Genomic DNA, 15602 nt, shown 5'->3' on the forward strand with positions numbered 1-15602 from the left:
TTCGCGCCCTGCACCTTACGCGTTCGCGCCGCTCCGCACGTGCCGCTCAGCGCGGCAACGCGGCAGGATCGTAGCGATTGCGCGGATTCCACAGCATCCAGCCGTCCGTGCCCGCCGCGTCGGCCGCGTCGACCTGCGCGCGAATCTCGTCGGCATCGAACGGCCGGCGATCGAACGCATAGTCGCGAAACGCCTGGAGCCACGGCCGAAACCGGACACCGTCCATTCCGGTCCGGCGCTTCGCCTCGGCCAGCGACCGCGACACGATCTCGCCCGGATGCTCGGTCGGCTTGCGGCAACCGGGCAGGCCCCACGTGAAGCCGGACGGATACAGCATCGGCGACACATAGTCGACGACCGGTCCGAGCGCGTCGAGCCGCTGCCCGATCGCGGTGTCGTCGGCATTCCAGCAGACGTACCCGAAGATGTCGGCCGACATGTACAGGTTGTACGGCCGCAGCCGTTCGCGCGCGCCGGTCAGGAATCCGGTGATCGCCGCGACCCGGTTGGCCTCGGTATTGGGCTCGCCGAACCGGAGGCCGTTGGCGTCGGGAAAACGCAGGTAGTCGAACTGGATTTCGTCGAAACCCATGCGGGCAGCCTCTTCGGCGACATCGTAATTGTGTTGCCAGGCCGCGCGCGATGTCGGGTCGATCCAGCGCTGATGCTCGCGGTCCTGCCAGATCTCGCCGGCCGCGTCGCGCACGGCCCACTCGGGATGAGCGCGCGCCAGCGCGTCGTCCTTGAACACGACGATGCGGCCAATCACGTAAAGACCGCGCGCGTGGAACGTCCGCAGCAGGTCCGGCAGATCGGGCGGATGCACGACGGCGCCGGCGGCATGGTTCGCGGCACCCGAGATTTCACGCGCCAGGCTGCGATACGGCGTCACGCCGCTGTCGCCCTTCACGTCGATGACGAGCGCGTTGATTGCCGTCTTGTCCTGGAGGGACAGCGCCGCCTCGCGCAGCGTGCGGTCGGCGACGCCATAGGCGGACAGATAGACCGCCTTCGGACGCACGGGCGTCATCCGGATCGTCTGCGCGACCCCGGCCGGCGCGAGCGTGACTTCGGTTCGCGCGTAGCCCGGCGCACGCACGCTCAGGCGCGTGCCCGCCGCGTCGATCTCCAGTGAAAACGCGCCGTCGCGATCCGCGGTCCGGTTCACGCCCGACGCATGCCCGATCGCGCCGGCGAGCGGGTGCCCGTTCGTGGCGTCGACGACGGTGATCGTGACGGGCGCCGCCCGGGCAGCGAAGCCGGCGAGCGACACGAGAAGACAGATGATCAGGCGTTTCATCACGGCTGACTCCCGGCGGTTCTCAGCAATCCGTTCATGCATCGTGTGTCGCAGTCGTCCGTCATCAGATAGCGCGGCAGTGCCATTGCCGGGTCGGTGGTACGAACGGGGCGCGCGTCGAGCGTGAATGCCGCGACGTAGCCGTCGCGTGCGGCCAACTGGTCGGTCTGTTCATCATGGACGCCGAACGGCCAGGCCAGCAGCCTGATCGGCTCACCGGTTTCGGCCTCGAGCCGTTCGCGGGACCGGCCCAGCTGGAACGACACGAAGCGCCGGTAGTCGTCCGGCGTGAGCCGGGCGCGCTCGGTGCGGAAATTCGGATGCCAGTACGTATGGGACTCGATGTCGAACCCGCCGGCGCGCCCGAGCGTGCGCAGCTGGTCCCATGTCATCGCATAGCCGGCGTTGGAGATGGCGGACGGATAGATGAACAGCGTGACCGGCATCGGATGGGCGCCCAGCAACGGGCGCAGCACGTCGTAGACGGAGCGATGACCGTCGTCGACGGTGATCGCGACCGCCCGCGCCGGCACGGCATCGGCCTGGCCGTCGTGCCAGCGCACGACGTCGGCGAGCGGCACGATGCGGTAGCCGTTCGCCTCGATCGCCTGCAGCTGGTGACGGAAGGTTTCGGTACGCACCGTCATCGAATCCAGGCGCGCGGTGGCGAACCGGTGATAGACCAGGATCAGCACACGCTGCGGGGGCGAATCGACGGTCGCGACGTCGGCGGACGAAACCGGCGACGCGGCCGACAGCAGGAGCAGGCTGGCGATCAAGGCGGTCAGGCGAACGGCCATGGCGGACCTCGTGGAATGGCTGCCCCATTTTTCGCGATGGCGGCGCGCAATCCGCTGAGCCAGATCAACGATCGATCGCGCGTCGACGCGATCGTGCACGCGTCGGGCCGCCTGGACGTCAGCTTGCCTGCGCAACCAGTTCGGCATGAATCCGCTCGACGTCGTCGCGCGTGCAGAGCGCCGTGCCCGGATGCTCGACCGAAGCGGCGGATGCCGCCAGCGCATAGCGGCACGCATCGTCGAACGGCACGCCGCGCGCCAGCGCCCAGACCATGCCGCCGACGAAACTGTCGCCGGCGCCGACCGTGCTGCATACCGCTGCCGGCCTGCCGGGCAGGCGCAGCGCGCGATCGCGCGTGACGACCCAGGCGCCGCGCGCACCGAGCGTCAACGCGACGATGTCGGCCTGCCCGCGCGCCACGAGTTCGCTCGCCTTGCGGCAGGCCGCCGTGTCGTCGAGCGGTTCGCCGGCCAGCGCACTCAGTTCGCCGAGGCTGGGCTTCACGAGATGAACGCCGGCCTCGAGGGCCGCTTGCAGCGCCCGGCCCGCCGCATCGACGACCACCCGGCTTCCTCTTGCCCTGGCCGTGCGCGCGAGCGTCGCATACAGGTCGTCGGGCGCGCCGGGCGGCAGGCTGCCGCTCAGCACGAGATAGCGCGGCGCCGGCTGCATGGCGTCGATGCGGGCCGCGCAGTCGCGCCACTCGGCCTGCGTGACGAGCGGCCCCGGCATCACGAACCGGTATTCGCGCCCGGTCGCGGTCTCGCTCACGCAGACGTTCTCGCGCGTCTCGCCGGCGATCCGGACGCGCACCGCCGGCAGGCGCTCGGCTTCGAGCAGCAGCGTCAACACGTCGCCGGTCGGCCCGCCGGCCAGGTACAGCGCGACGCAGTCGCCCTCGAGCCGGTGAATGGTTCGGGCGACGTTGATCCCGCCGCCGCCGGGGTCGCGCCGTGGCCGTGTACAGCGCAGCTTGTGGGTATCGACGATGTGCTCGACCGAGGTCGAGACATCGACGGCCGGATTCAACGTGACGGTAACGATATCGGTCATGGTGCGTCGCTCGCAGTCGATGGCAGGCGCGCCGGGTGCCCGCGTGGCGATTTCCGGCCCACCGCGGCGTGCCGGCCGTGGCTACACGTTACGTTCGACGCCGGCCGCGGCGTTGACCGCCATCAAGCGGTGCCGCGAAAGCGCCCGGTTGCGTTCGATCAACGACACGTTCGGGCAGGCGCCTACATTGAGTCATTCGTCGTCGCCGAGCCCCGCCATGGACGAGCAGCCGCTTTGCAGCACCGTGTTCGCCGAGCGCTATGCGCAGCCCGGCGACACGTCTCGCGCGGCCGTCTTCCATCGCGTCGCCCGTGCGCTGTCGCTCGCCGAGCCGGCCGAGCGCCGTGCGCAGGCGGAGCGCATGTTCTACCTGAACCTGCAGCGCGGTGCGATCGGCGCGGGCCGCATTCTCGCGAACGCCGGCGCGGACCACGGCGGAACGATGGTCAACTGCTTCGTCCATCCGCTCGCGATTCCGGCCGACGCCCCCGTGCAGGCCCTCGACACGGCGCTCGCGCATGCGCTCGACGACGCCCGGGTCACGCTGCTGATGGGCGGCGGAATCGGCTACGACTTCTCGCCGGTGCCACCCGCCGACGCGTACGAACGGCGCCTGTCGTCCGGACGCGGCGTATGCGCGGCGCTCGACCGCTTCGATGCGATGTGCCGGGCGCTGCCGTTCACCGGCCCGCGCCGCGGCGCGCAGATGGGCGTGCTGCGCTGCGATCATCCGGATCTCGTCGCGTTCGTCGCGGCCAAGCGCGGACGCGCGCGCTGGCCGACGTTCAACCTGTCGGTCGGCGTCACGAACGCATTCATGGAGGCGGTCCGGCACGACCTGCCGTGGGCGCTCTTCCACCACGCGCCACCCGCCTGCACGTCCGGCGCATCGCCCCGGCTGCCCGACGGACGCTACCTTTACACAACGGTGCCGGCCCGCACGCTCTGGCACGCGATCGTCACTGCCGCGCGCGACAGCGCCGAACCGGGGCTCCTGTTTCTCGACACGATCCGCGCCGCGAATCCGCTGCGCGAGCACGAGCGGATCGACGCGACGAACCCGTGCGGCGAGCAACCGCTGCCGCCCTATGGCAGCTGCGTGCTCGGACCGATCGACCTGTCGCGGTTCGTCCTCCACCCGTTCGGTATCGACGGCGAGCCGCGCTTCGATTTCGCGACGTTCGCCGATGCGGTGCGCATCCAGGTCCGCATGCTCGACAACGTGCTCGATCTGACCAAGTGGCCGCTCGCCGCGCACGAGCACGAAGCGCGACGCACGCGCCGCATCGGGGTCGGCGTCACCGGGCTGGGCGACGCGCTGACGATGCTGAGGCTGCGCTACGACAGCGCGGAAGCACGCGCGCTTGCACGCAGGATCGCGCTCGCGATGCGCGAGCATGCGTTCGCCGCGTCGGCCGCGCTTGCCGCCGAGCGCGGCGTGTTTCCGGCCTACGACCCGGCCGCCTATCTGAGCGGCCCCGCGTATCGAACGCTGTTGCCGCTGAAGGTGCATCACGCGATCGCGCGGCACGGGTTGCGCAACAGCCACCTGCTGTCGTTCGCGCCGGCCGGCAGCGTGAGCCTCGCGTTCTGCGACAACTGTTCGAACGGAATCGAGCCGGCCGTCGGCTGGACGCAGCGCCGCATGGTCCGCACCGCGGACGGGCAGGTCCGGCCGTTTCGTGTGGAGAATCACGCTCACCGGCTGTTTCGCGCACTGCATGGCGACACCGTCAGGCTGCCGGGCTATTTCGTCACGGCGGCGGATATCGCGCCGGCCGATCACGTCGCGATGCTCGCGGCGCTGCAGCCGTGCGTCGACGCCGGTATCTCCAAGACGGTGACGATGCCCGGCCAGTGTTCGCTCGCGGCGGTCGACGCGCTGTTCTTCCAGGCGTGGCGCGAAGGGCTCAAGGGCATCACGATTTTCCGGCCCGATCCGCGGCTCGCGTCGGTCGTGACCGATGACGCGGCGCACGCGCGGCGCGACGGCCCCGTCTGCATCGGCTGTTGAACGACACGATGAGCGGCGGCGAGCGTCCGGGCAAGCATCCGGTGCGATAGCGGGCGCCGATCGCTCCTTCAGGCGGAGACGCCCGTGGTCGTTTCCGTGTCGGCTTCCGGCGCCCGAGGCGGCTCGCCGTCATCGCCCGGCGGCATGATGAGCGCCACCAGCATGTCGTGATCGATCGATTCGTGCTGCAGCAAACTGCGCGCGATCCGTTCGAGCGCATCGCGATGCGCGCCGAGCGTTGCCGTGACCCGCGCGTGCGCCTCCTCGAGCAGCGCACGCACCTCTTCGTCGATCAGTTGCGCCGTGTGCTCGCTGCAGCGGCCGTCGCCCGGCGTCCACACGCCCGGCGCCCCGCCCTGGCGTGCGCCATCGTCGAGTGTCGCCAGGCCGATCTTCTCGCTCATCCCGTACTGCATCACCATATGGCGCGCCAGCGCGGTCGCGCGTTCGAGATCGTTCTGCGCGCCGGTCGACACGTCGCCGAACGCGATTTCCTCGGCCACGCGTCCGCCGAGCAACACGTCGAGCCGGTCGAGCAACTCGCTCCTGCGCAGCACGTAGCGATCCTCCGTCGGCACCTGCTGCGTGTAGCCGAGCGCCGCGATCCCGCGCGGGATGATCGACACCTTCTTCACCGGATCGCAGTGCGCGCGGCTTTGCGCGACGAGCGCATGCCCCGATTCGTGGTACGCGATGGTCCGCTTCTCCTGTTCGTTCATCACGCGGCTCTTGCGCTCCATGCCGGTCATCGCGCGGTCGATGGCTTCGTCGAAATCGGCCATCCCGATCGCGGGCTTGCCCAGTTCCGCCGCATGCAGCGCGGCTTCGTTGACGACGTTCGCGAGATCGGCGCCGACGAAGCCCGGCGTGCGCTGCGCCAGCTCGGCCAGGTCGACTTCCGGCGCGAGCTTCACGCGCTTCGTATGCACGGCCAGGATCTGCTTGCGTCCGGTCAGGTCCGGCCGGTCGATCGCGATGTGCCGGTCGAAACGCCCGGGGCGCAGCAGCGCGGGATCGAGGATCTCCGGCCGGTTGGTCGCGGCCATGATGATGACGCCGGAATTGGCCTGAAAGCCGTCCATCTCGACGAGCAGCTGGTTCAGCGTCTGCTCGCGCTCGTCGTTGCCCGACATCAGGCCGACGCCGCGCGCCTTGCCGAGCGCATCGAGCTCGTCGATGAACACGATGCACGGCGCGCTCTGCTGGGCCTGCTCGAACAGATCGCGCACGCGCGCCGCGCCGACGCCGACGAACATCTCGACGAACGCCGAGCCGCTGATCGTGAAGAACGGCACCGCTGCCTCGCCGGCGACCGCGCGTGCGAGCAGCGTCTTGCCGGTGCCGGGCGCGCCGACGACGAGCACGCCCTTCGGAATCTTGCCGCCGAGCCGCTGGTAGCGTTCGGGGTTGCGCAGGAACGCGACGATCTGCTGCAGCTCGGCCTTCGCCTCGTCGATGCCCGCGATGTCGTCGAACGTGATGCCGGTTTCCTTCTGCATGTAGACGCGGGCGCGGCTTTTGCCCATGCCGCTCAGATCCCGCATCCCGCCCGGCCTTCGCATCATGAAATTCCAGATCAGGACGAAGCCGATCAACGGGAAGATCCAGGTCGCCAGCGTGCCGATCCAGCCCGTATCCGTCGCGCCGCGGTAGCGAATCCCGGCATTCGTCAGCGCGGCGACCAGCCCTTCGTCGCTCACCCGGTTCGTCGTGAAGCGCCACGGCGCGCCGGCCTCCTTCACCCCGGCCGCATCGGACGCGGGCAGCGCGGCGCCGGCTTGCGGCATGCGCAGCGTGCCCGAGATCGTCGCCGGGCCGATCTCGAGATCGTCGACGAGCCGTGCGTCCACCAGGCGGTGAAAATCGCTGTAGGAAATCGTTGTCGACACCGGCTGGCGCGCGAGCAGTTGAACCGCGACCAGCACGGCGAACGCGACCGGAATCAGCAGCCCGGAGTAGTCGAATGATTTTTTCACGGGGTCGAACCTCTCCGGCAGGCCAGCATCCGCTCACGCATCGTCGCGCTTCCAGTGCGCACGCAGCACGTCCTCGCCGTCGCGATAGTCGAGCGCGAGATCGCCGTGATGCGCATGCAGCAATGCTTCGCCGAGGCGCCGGACCATGTGCACGCCCGTCGTGCGAACGACGAGCGAATCGGCGGATGTGTCGATGTCCATGATGCGTTCGAGCGCGTGCTCGCTCGTCTCCAGATCGGCCTGATGCCGCAGCAGTTCGAGAATCGTCGAACGGTGCGCGCTCAGGTAGGCACCCTGCAACACCAGTTCGCCCGCCGGCACGTTTTCCCGCATGCGCTTGCAGGCCGGGCATTCGAGCTGGCGCCGGTCGAGCGGGGTCGCGTACCAGGTCCAGCGGCCCGCGTCGCAGACGGCGCCGCAGCCTTCGCAGATGCGGTCGCCCGCGGGCCGCTTCGGTTCGCGATAACTGTCCTTCGTATGCGGCTGCATGCGCTTATCGCGGCGCAGATAGTTTCGGCCGGGGCCGGTATGCGAACGGTTCATCGCAGCTTCTCCTGGTAGTAGACGGCACGTGCAAGCCGGTCAGGCGACGCTCAGTCGGTCGACGACCTGCCGGACACCCCTCACCGACCCGGCCGCACCACACGCGGCGCGCCTTTCGGCCAACGACGCGACCGTGCCCGTCAGCGTGACGATGCCGTCGGTTGCATCGATCGAGATTCCCGCGGTTTCGCGCTGCGCGCGGCGCGCAAGCGCCTCGGCGATCCGGGCGCCGACGTCGGGCACCGTATGGTCGGCACGCACCCGGATGCGGTTGGCCACGCCGACGACGCCGATCATCCGGCTCACCATCGCTTCCGCCGCGCGGCTCTGATACGCGTGATCGACTTCGCCGTCGAGCGTCACGCAGCCGTGATCGACCTCGACGCTGATCTTGTGATCGCGCAACGCCTCCTGCCAGCCGAGCGCGAACGTGATCGCGATCGCCAGTTCCTGGTCAGCGCACGCGTTCTCCGGCGGGGTGACGTTCAGTTCGAGCACCAGCGCGCGCGCGTCGGCGACGTGCAGTGCCGTCTTCTGCGCTTCGAGCTTCTGCGCCCAGCTGTCGACCGTGCCGCGCAACGTCACGATCCGGTCGTGAACCTCGACGTCGATCCGGCGCGCATCGATCGCCGGATTCCAGAACAACGCCTGCTCGACATCCTGCTTGAGTACTGCATCGGACTTCATATCGGTCTCCCGTCGGCCCGTGCCGGCCGCATGCCTGCGAGCGAATGCGTGCCGCACCGTGTTCAGCATCGCGCACGGCCGCGCCGGCGGCTTGACGAGGATCAATCAACCGCGGGCTCGCGACGGACGTTGCCGCACCGGGCGTGCCGCCCGTGACAGGCATTGCGCGGCCCGGTCCGGCACGCCGTCGCGAAAGCGTCCGACGCATGCTCCGGCACGCGCGTCAAGCGAGCGGCCCCTCGAAACGCATCCCCGCCCGAGTGACACAGATCAAGGGGAAACCCGGTAATCGTCGGATATAAGTGAATCCGAAGCGGCGACGCCCCGCGGGCGGCGCCATCCCGAATTCCCGCATTTCCGTATTCGACGAGGCATTCCATGCGCGCTGCCGCGCTTCCCGTTCGCTGTCATCCTGCCGTCGTGCGGCGCATGCGTGCCATTGCGCTGGCGGCAGGCATGGGGCTGCTGTCGGGCTGCCTGTCGCTTGCGCCACCGGACGAGCGTCCCGCCGCACCGATTCCCGCGTCCTTTCCGGAGCCGTCCGCCGACGCGACACCCGCCGCGCCCGTGCCCGACTGGCAGGCTTACTTCGTCGACCCGCGCCTGCGCGCACTGATCGGCCAGGCGCTCGCCGACAACCGGGATCTGCGCGCGGCGGTCGCACGCGTCGAGCAGGCTCGCGCGGTGTACGGCATCCGCGGCGCGGATCAATGGCCGACGATCAGTGCAGGCGCCGCCTACGCGCGGTTTCGCACGCCGGGCGGCTTTCTCACTCCGGCGCCCGTCATCGGGCAGGTCTATCAAGTCCAGCTGGCCGAGACGCAATGGGAGATCGATTTCTGGGGCCGCGTGCGCAACCTGAAGGAAGCAGCGCTTCAGCGCTACCTCGCGAGCGACGCGGCCAGGCAGGCGGTGATGCTGAGCGTCGTCACCGGTGTGGCGGACGCGTATCTGACCCTGTGCGAGATCGACGAACGCATCGCGCTGACCCGCGCGACGATCGACACCCGCCGCGAATCGCTGCGGATTTTCCGGCTTCGTCACGCGGCCGGCGCGATCTCGCGCCTCGATCTCACGCAATCGGAGATCCTGCTGCAGCAGGCGGAATCGCTCGGCGTGCAGTTGCAGCAGGCCCGCGCGACGGCGGCCGATGCGCTGGCGTTGCTCGTCGGTGCGCCGCCGGCGCTGGGCGCCACGCCGCTCGCGCTCGACGACGGCGCGGTGCTGCCGTCGCTCGCGCCCGGCCTGCCCTCGTCGCTGCTGACCCGGCGCCCGGACGTGATCGCGGCGGAGCGCGAACTGCAGGCGAGCCGCGCGAACATCGGCGCGGCGCGCGCGGCATTCTTTCCGCGCATCGCGTTGACGAGTGCGATCGGTTCGGGAAGCAGCGCGCTGCACGACCTGCTGTCGTCGGGGTCCGGCGTGTGGTCGGTGATTCCCAACGTCACGCTGCCGCTCGTCGACGGCGGCCGCAACCGGTCGAATCTCGCACTGGCGCGCGCGCAACGCGAAGAAGCGCTCGCCCGCTACGAGCAGACGCTGCAGCGTGCGTTCCGCGACGTGTCCGATGCGCTCGCCGCGCGCCATTGGCTCGCCGACCAGGTCGCCATCGAGCGCGCCACGCTGGCGTCGCAGGCCGAGCGGGCGCGCCTCGCGAAGCTGCGCTACGACAGCGGGGCAACCCGCTTCCTCGAAGTGCTCGATGCGCAGCGGGACCTGATGAACGCCGAGCAGCAGCTGGTCACGACCCGTCGTGCGCTGCTGTCGAGCCGCGTCGCGCTGTACGGCGCGCTCGGCGGCGGCGTGATCGACACCGGCAAGAGTGCCGCGGCAACGGCGCCCCTTTCGACAGACTCGGATAACACACCATGAAAACCATCCCGCGCCCTCTTCTGATCGGTATCGGTGCGGCCGTGCTTGCGATCGGCCTCGCGTACTACGGGTGGACGCGCTGGCACGACGGCCAGGCGGATGCGGGGCTCGTCAGCGGCAACGGCCGCATCGAGGCGACCGAAATCGACGTCGCGACCAAGCTGCCGGGGCGCGTCACCGCCATGCTCGTCGACGAAGGCGACTTCGTGACGGCCGGCCAGCCGCTCGCACGCATGGACGTCGTCGTCCTGCAGGCGCAGCTCGACGAGGCACGGGCGCGCGAGCAGCAGGCGGTGAACACCGCGGCGAGCATCGACGCGCAGGTCGCGCAGCGCCGCAGCGACAAGGCCGCGGCCGCGGCCGTCGTCGTGCAGCGGGAAAGCGAGCTGGACGCGGCCACGCGGCGGCTCGCGCGGTCCGAAACGCTGTCGCGCGACGGCGCGTCGTCGATGCAGGAACTGGACGACGATCGCGCGCGCGCCGGCAGCCTGCGCGCGACCGTGAATGCCGCGCGGGCCCAGGTGGAAGCCGCTCAGGCCGCGATCGACGCCACGCAGGCCCAGCTCGTCGCGGCGCGCTCGGCCGTGACGGCCGCGCAGGCGACCGTGGCGCGCGTGCGGGCCGACCTCTCGGACAGCGAACTGACCTCGCCGCGCGACGGGCGCGTCCAGTACCGGATTGCCGAGTCGGGCGAAGTCCTGCCGGCAGGCGGCAAGGTGCTCAACGTCGTCGACCTGTCCGACGTGTACATGACGTTCTTCCTGCCCGAAGCGGTCGTCGGCCGGGTCCCGCTCGGCGCCGACGTGCGGATCGTGCTCGATGCGGCACCGGAATACGTGATTCCGGCACGCGTGTCCTATGTGTCGAGCACCGCGCAGTTCACGCCGAAGACGGTCGAAACGGCCACCGAGCGGCAGAAGCTGATGTTCCGGGTGAAGGCACGCATCGATCGCGACCTGTTGCAGCGCCACCTGAAGCTCGTCAAGACCGGGTTGCCGGGCGTGGCGTGGCTGAAGACCGACCCGCACGCGGGCTGGCCGGATCGCCTCGCGATCAGGGTGCCGCAATGAAAGCGGCGGCGCCCGTCGAGACGGATGCCGGCGCGACCGGCGCTGCGCCGGTGTCGGCCGATCCGGGCTGGGTCGCACGGCTGTCCGGCGTCTCGCTGCGCTACGGCGACAAGGCCGCGCTCGACGACGTGACGCTCGATATCCCGGCCGGCCGCATGATCGGGCTGATCGGGCCGGACGGCGTCGGCAAGTCGAGCCTGCTCGCGCTCGTTTCCGGCGCGCGCGCGATCCAGCAGGGCCGCGTATGGACGCTCGACGGCGACCTGTCGTCGCGCCGCCATCGCGCGCGCGTGTGCCGGCGCATCGCCTACATGCCGCAAGGCCTCGGCCGCAACCTGTACGCGACGCTGTCGGTCGAGGAAAACCTGCAGTTCTTCGCGCGCCTGTTCGGCCACGATGCGGCGGAGCGGCGCCGACGGATCGACGCGCTGACGCGCAGCACCGGGCTGCAGCCGTTCCTGGACCGCCCGGCCGGCAAGCTGTCCGGCGGCATGAAGCAGAAGCTCGGCCTGTGCTGCGCGTTGATCCACGATCCCGACCTGCTGATCCTGGACGAGCCGACGACCGGCGTCGATCCGCTGTCGCGCGCGCAGTTCTGGGAGCTGATCGGCCGCATTCGCGCCGCCCGCCCGGCGATGAGCGTGCTGGTCGCCACCGCGTACATGGACGAGGCCCGCCGGTTCGACCGGCTGATCGCGATGGACGCCGGCCGCGTGCTGGCAACCGGCAGCCCCGGCGAGCTGCTCGAGCGCACCGGTTGCGACACGCTGGAAGCCGCGTTCATCGCGCTGCTCCCGGAGGCGCGCCGGCACGGACACCAGCCGGTCGTGATCGCGCCGTTCCAGGCCGATCGGGCGGCCGACTACGCGATCGAGGCGGACGGGCTGACGATGCGGTTCGGCGATTTCGTCGCGGTCGACCACGTGAGCCTGCAGATCCGCCGCGGTGAAATCTTCGGCTTTCTCGGCTCCAACGGCTGCGGCAAGTCGACGACCATGAAGATGCTCACCGGCCTGCTGCCCGCATCCGAAGGCACCGCAACGCTGTTCGGCCGGCCGGTCGCCGCGAACGACATCGACACGCGCCGGCGCGTCGGCTACATGTCGCAAGGGTTTTCGCTCTACGGCGAACTGACCGTCCGGCAGAACCTCGTGCTGCACGCGCGCCTGTTCGGCGTGCCGGAGGCGGACGTGCCCGCGCGCGTGACCGAAATGGTCGCGCGCTTCGGGCTGGCCGACGCCCTCGACGCGCTGCCCGAGCGCCTGCCGCTCGGCATGCGGCAGCGGCTCTCGCTCGCGGTGGCGATGGTGCACAAGCCCGAGCTGCTGATCCTGGACGAACCGACGTCGGGCGTGGATCCGGTCGCGCGGGACGACTTCTGGCGGCTGATGATCGAGCTCGCGCGCAACGATCGCGTCACCATCTTCATTTCGACGCACTTCATGAACGAGGCCGCGCGCTGCGACCGCATCTCGCTGATGCATGCGGGCCGCGTGCTCGCGAGCGCCGCGCCCGAGGAACTGGTGCGCCTGCGCGGCGCCGCCACGCTCGAGGACGCGTTCATCGGCTACCTGAGCGACGCGCAGAAAGCGGATGGCGCGGACGGTGCGCCGGCCGATGCGCCGTCCGACGCCGGCTGGCTCGCCGCGCCGCCCGCGGCGGCCGGCGCCGGTCGTGCGGCGGCATGGTTCAGCCCGGCGCGCGCCGGCAGCTATCTGTGGCGCGAAGTGCTGGAGCTGCGACGCGACCCGTTGCGCGCGACGCTGGCGCTGTTCGGCTCGCTCGTGCTGATGTGCGTGATCAGCATCGGGATCAGTCTCGACGTCGACAACCTGACGTTCGCGGTGCTCGACCGCGATCAGTCGATCCTGAGCCAGGACTATGCGCAGAACCTCGCCGGTTCCCGCTACTTCGTGCCGCGCGCGCCGCTCGCCGACGACCGCGACATCGAGCGCCGCATGCGCAACGGCCAGCTGTCGCTCGCGCTCGAGATCCCGCCCGGTTTCGCGCGCGACGTCGCGCGCGGCCGCCGCGTGGAGATCGGCGCATGGGTCGACGGCGCGATGCCGATGCGCGCGGAGACAATCCGCGGCTACGTGGCCGGCATGCACGAAAACTGGCTGCGCGACCAGGCGAAGCGCCGGCTCGGCGTGTCGCTCGCGCCGGCCGTCGACATCGCGATCCGCTATCGCTACAACCCGGACGTCAAGAGCCTGCCGGCCATGATTCCCGCGATCATGCCGATGCTGCTGCTGATGCTGCCCGCGATGCTGACGGCGCTCGCCGTCGTGCGGGAACGCGAGCTCGGGTCGATCGTCAACCTGTACGTGACGCCCGTCACGCGGGCCGAATTCCTGCTCGGCAAGCAGGCGCCGTACGTGATGCTGGCCATGCTGAACTTCCTGCTGATGGTCGTGCTGGCCGACCTCGTGTTCGGCGTGCGGATCAAGGGCAGTTTCGCGACGCTGGCGGCCGCGGTGCTGATCTTCAACGTCGTGGCCACCGGCATCGGGCTGTTCGCCTCGACGTTTACCCGCAGCCAGATCGCCGCGATCTTCATGACGATCGTCGGCACGCTGATTCCCGTCGTGCAGTTCTCGGGCCTGCTCACGCCGCTGTCGTCGCTCGAGGGCAGCGGCAAGTGGGTCGGCACCGTCTATCCGGCCACCTACATGCTCGCGATCAGCCGCGGCGTCTACAACAAGGCGCTCGGGCTGGCCGACCTGTCGTCCCAGTTCTGGCCGATGCTCGCGGCCGCGCCGGTCATCCTGGTCATGACCGGCGTGCTGCTGCGCAAGCAGGAGCGCTGACCATGTCGCGCCTGCTCGTCATTTTCCGGCTCGGGGTCAAGGAACTGTGGAGCCTCGCCCGCGACCCGATCCTGCTCGCGCTGATCGTCTACACGTTCAGCGCGTCGATCTACGTCGCGGCCACCGCGCGCCCGGAAACGCTGCACAAGGTGCCGATCGCGATCGTCGACGAGGATGCGTCGCCGCTGTCGGCGCGCATCGCGGCGGCGTTCTTCCCGCCGCAGTTCGCGCCGCCCCCGCTCGTCGACGCCGGCGCGGCCGATCGCGGGCTGGACAACGGCGACTACACGTTCTCGCTCGACATTCCGCCGGACTTCCAGCGCGACGTGCTCGCCGGCCGTCACGCGACGGTCCAGCTCAACGTCGATGCGACCCGCATGACGCAGGCGTTCACCGGCGGCGGTTACGTCCAGCAGATCGTGGCGGGCGAGATCGATGCGTTCGTGCGGCGCCAGCGCGGCACGTCCTTGCCGCCCGTCGATCTCGCGATGCGGATGCGCTTCAACCCGAATCTCGACGAAGTCTGGTTCGGCGCGCTGATGGAACTGATCAACAACGTGACGATGCTGTCGATGATCCTCACCGGCGCCGCGCTGATTCGCGAGCGCGAGCACGGCACGATCGAGCATCTGCTCGTCATGCCGGTGACCGCGGCGGAAATCATGCTCGCGAAGGTCTGGTCGATGGGGCTCGTCGTCGCGGCGGCGGCCGTCGCGTCGCTGACGTTCGTCGTGGGCGGCGCGCTGCACGTGCCGATTCCGGGATCGGTGCCGCTGTTCGTGGCCGGCATGGCGCTGCACCTGTTCGCGACGACGTCGATGGGGATCTTTCTCGCGACGCTCGTGCGCAGCATGCCGCAGTTCGGCATGCTGCTCGTCCTCGTGCTGCTGCCGCTGCAACTGCTGTCGGGCGGACTGACGCCGCGCGAAAGCATGCCGCCCGTCGTGCAGGACATCATGCTGGCCGCGCCGACCACGCATTTCGTCGAACTCGCGCAGCGGATCCTGTATCGCGGCGCCGGGTTCGATGCGGTGTGGGCCCAGTTCGCGGCGCTGTTCGCGATCGGCTGCGTGCTGTTCCTGCTGTCGCTGACGCGGTTCCGCAAGACGATTGGTCAGATGACTTGATCGGCGCATCGCGCCCGTGACGCCGGGATTCGTCCGTTGATACAGATCAATCGTGCCGGCGCGCGGCACGCGATCATGGCGCCATGTCTTGCGCAACCAGTGGCAGCTATGTCCACGGCGGCCGCTTCCCGGGAGAACGTCATGATGGGTCTGCGATACCGAAACGCGCTTGCGACGCTCTGCGTATTCATCGCGCTCGCGTCGCTGCTGGGCGTCGTGCATGCGATGCTGATCGACGAGCGGGTCGTCCCGTACGCGATCGTCGCGCTCGTGTCGGGCATCGTGGCGTTCGTCGCGCAGCTGGATCCGGCGCCGTCCGGGCGCTAGGCGCACGGCCCGGACGCGTCGG

12 protein-coding genes are annotated in these 15602 nt (G+C 69.9%); 6 read left to right on the top strand and 6 right to left on the bottom strand.

The annotated features are described in order from the left end of the window. Window positions 1-46 precede the first annotated feature (46 nt). The 3 genes from DIE02_RS02300 to DIE02_RS02310 form a co-directional block, all read right to left on the bottom strand. Window positions 47-1303: a putative glycoside hydrolase gene (locus tag DIE02_RS02300; protein ID WP_124528538.1), complete on the bottom strand. Its 1257-nt coding sequence runs from the start codon at window positions 1301-1303 to the stop codon at window positions 47-49. Further along, window positions 1300-2100: a polysaccharide deacetylase family protein gene (locus DIE02_RS02305; RefSeq protein WP_124528820.1), complete on the bottom strand. Its 801-nt coding sequence runs from the start codon at window positions 2098-2100 to the stop codon at window positions 1300-1302. Before DIE02_RS02305 ends, DIE02_RS02300 begins: the two co-directional genes overlap by 4 nt. A 118-nt stretch (window positions 2101-2218) precedes the next feature. Continuing rightward, window positions 2219-3154 carry a 1-phosphofructokinase family hexose kinase gene (locus DIE02_RS02310; protein WP_124528540.1) on the bottom strand — a complete coding sequence of 312 codons (936 nt, stop codon included), beginning with the start codon at window positions 3152-3154 and terminating at the stop codon, window positions 2219-2221. A 217-nt stretch (window positions 3155-3371) separates the two neighbouring features. On the opposite strand from DIE02_RS02310, the gene DIE02_RS02315 reads away from it, so the two are divergent. Further along, entirely contained in the window at window positions 3372-5168 is a 1797-nt protein-coding gene (locus tag DIE02_RS02315) for an adenosylcobalamin-dependent ribonucleoside-diphosphate reductase (protein WP_124528542.1), read from the top strand. Between the two features lie 68 nt (window positions 5169-5236). Here the strand turns inward: DIE02_RS02315 and ftsH are convergent, their stop codons facing one another. The 3 genes from ftsH to DIE02_RS02330 are packed head-to-tail and all read right to left on the bottom strand — an operon-like array spanning window position 5237 to window position 8374. Further along, window positions 5237-7144, bottom strand: a complete 1908-nt coding sequence (gene ftsH / locus DIE02_RS02320) for an ATP-dependent zinc metalloprotease FtsH (RefSeq protein ID WP_124528544.1) — start codon at window positions 7142-7144, stop codon at window positions 5237-5239. 33 nt (window positions 7145-7177) lie between these two features. After that, window positions 7178-7687, bottom strand: coding sequence for a BCAM0308 family protein (locus tag DIE02_RS02325; RefSeq protein ID WP_124528546.1), 510 nt, complete (start codon window positions 7685-7687; stop codon window positions 7178-7180). 39 nt (window positions 7688-7726) lie between these two features. Then, window positions 7727-8374, bottom strand: a complete 648-nt coding sequence (locus DIE02_RS02330) for a BON domain-containing protein (protein WP_124528548.1) — start codon at window positions 8372-8374, stop codon at window positions 7727-7729. A gap of 378 nt (window positions 8375-8752) precedes the next feature. Between DIE02_RS02330 and DIE02_RS02335 the strand changes: the two genes are divergently transcribed. From DIE02_RS02335 to DIE02_RS02355, 5 genes are all read left to right on the top strand, one after another. Further along, entirely contained in the window at window positions 8753-10246 is a 1494-nt protein-coding gene (locus DIE02_RS02335) for an efflux transporter outer membrane subunit (RefSeq protein ID WP_124528550.1), read from the top strand. After that, entirely contained in the window at window positions 10243-11316 is a 1074-nt protein-coding gene (locus DIE02_RS02340) for an HlyD family secretion protein (RefSeq protein WP_124528552.1), read from the top strand. The genes DIE02_RS02335 and DIE02_RS02340 overlap by 4 nt, the downstream gene beginning before the upstream one ends. Then, window positions 11313-14126 carry a ribosome-associated ATPase/putative transporter RbbA gene (gene rbbA / locus DIE02_RS02345; protein ID WP_124528554.1) on the top strand — a complete coding sequence of 938 codons (2814 nt, stop codon included), beginning with the start codon at window positions 11313-11315 and terminating at the stop codon, window positions 14124-14126. Before DIE02_RS02340 ends, rbbA begins: the two co-directional genes overlap by 4 nt. Window positions 14127-14128: 2 nt before the next feature. Further along, the gene (locus tag DIE02_RS02350) at window positions 14129-15253 is read left to right on the top strand and encodes an ABC transporter permease (protein WP_124528556.1); all 1125 of its coding nucleotides are present in this window, start codon (window positions 14129-14131) and stop codon (window positions 15251-15253) included. Between the two features lie 141 nt (window positions 15254-15394). Next, complete coding sequence (locus DIE02_RS02355; protein WP_124519791.1) at window positions 15395-15580, top strand: DUF2964 family protein; 186 nt, start codon at window positions 15395-15397, stop codon at window positions 15578-15580. Window positions 15581-15602: the final 22 nt, after the last annotated feature.

The sequence above is a fragment of the Burkholderia sp. Bp8991 genome, assembly GCF_003853795.1.
Taxonomy (GTDB): Bacteria; Pseudomonadota; Gammaproteobacteria; order Burkholderiales; family Burkholderiaceae; genus Burkholderia.

What these genes read in the sequence shown, in the direction of transcription:
- DIE02_RS02305 (WP_124528820.1), bottom strand. Translation starts at nt 2,100, where the DNA reads ATGGCCGTTCGCCTGACCGCCTTGATCGCCAGCCTGCTCCTGCTGTCG.
- DIE02_RS02310 (WP_124528540.1), bottom strand. Translation starts at nt 3,154, where the DNA reads ATGACCGATATCGTTACCGTCACGTTGAATCCGGCCGTCGATGTCTCG.
- DIE02_RS02315 (WP_124528542.1), top strand. Translation starts at nt 3,372, where the DNA reads ATGGACGAGCAGCCGCTTTGCAGCACCGTGTTCGCCGAGCGCTATGCG.
- DIE02_RS02325 (WP_124528546.1), bottom strand. Translation starts at nt 7,687, where the DNA reads ATGAACCGTTCGCATACCGGCCCCGGCCGAAACTATCTGCGCCGCGAT.
- DIE02_RS02330 (WP_124528548.1), bottom strand. Translation starts at nt 8,374, where the DNA reads ATGAAGTCCGATGCAGTACTCAAGCAGGATGTCGAGCAGGCGTTGTTC.
- DIE02_RS02335 (WP_124528550.1), top strand. Translation starts at nt 8,753, where the DNA reads ATGCGCGCTGCCGCGCTTCCCGTTCGCTGTCATCCTGCCGTCGTGCGG.
- DIE02_RS02340 (WP_124528552.1), top strand. Translation starts at nt 10,243, where the DNA reads ATGAAAACCATCCCGCGCCCTCTTCTGATCGGTATCGGTGCGGCCGTG.
- rbbA (WP_124528554.1), top strand. Translation starts at nt 11,313, where the DNA reads ATGAAAGCGGCGGCGCCCGTCGAGACGGATGCCGGCGCGACCGGCGCT.
- DIE02_RS02350 (WP_124528556.1), top strand. Translation starts at nt 14,129, where the DNA reads ATGTCGCGCCTGCTCGTCATTTTCCGGCTCGGGGTCAAGGAACTGTGG.
- DIE02_RS02355 (WP_124519791.1), top strand. Translation starts at nt 15,395, where the DNA reads ATGATGGGTCTGCGATACCGAAACGCGCTTGCGACGCTCTGCGTATTC.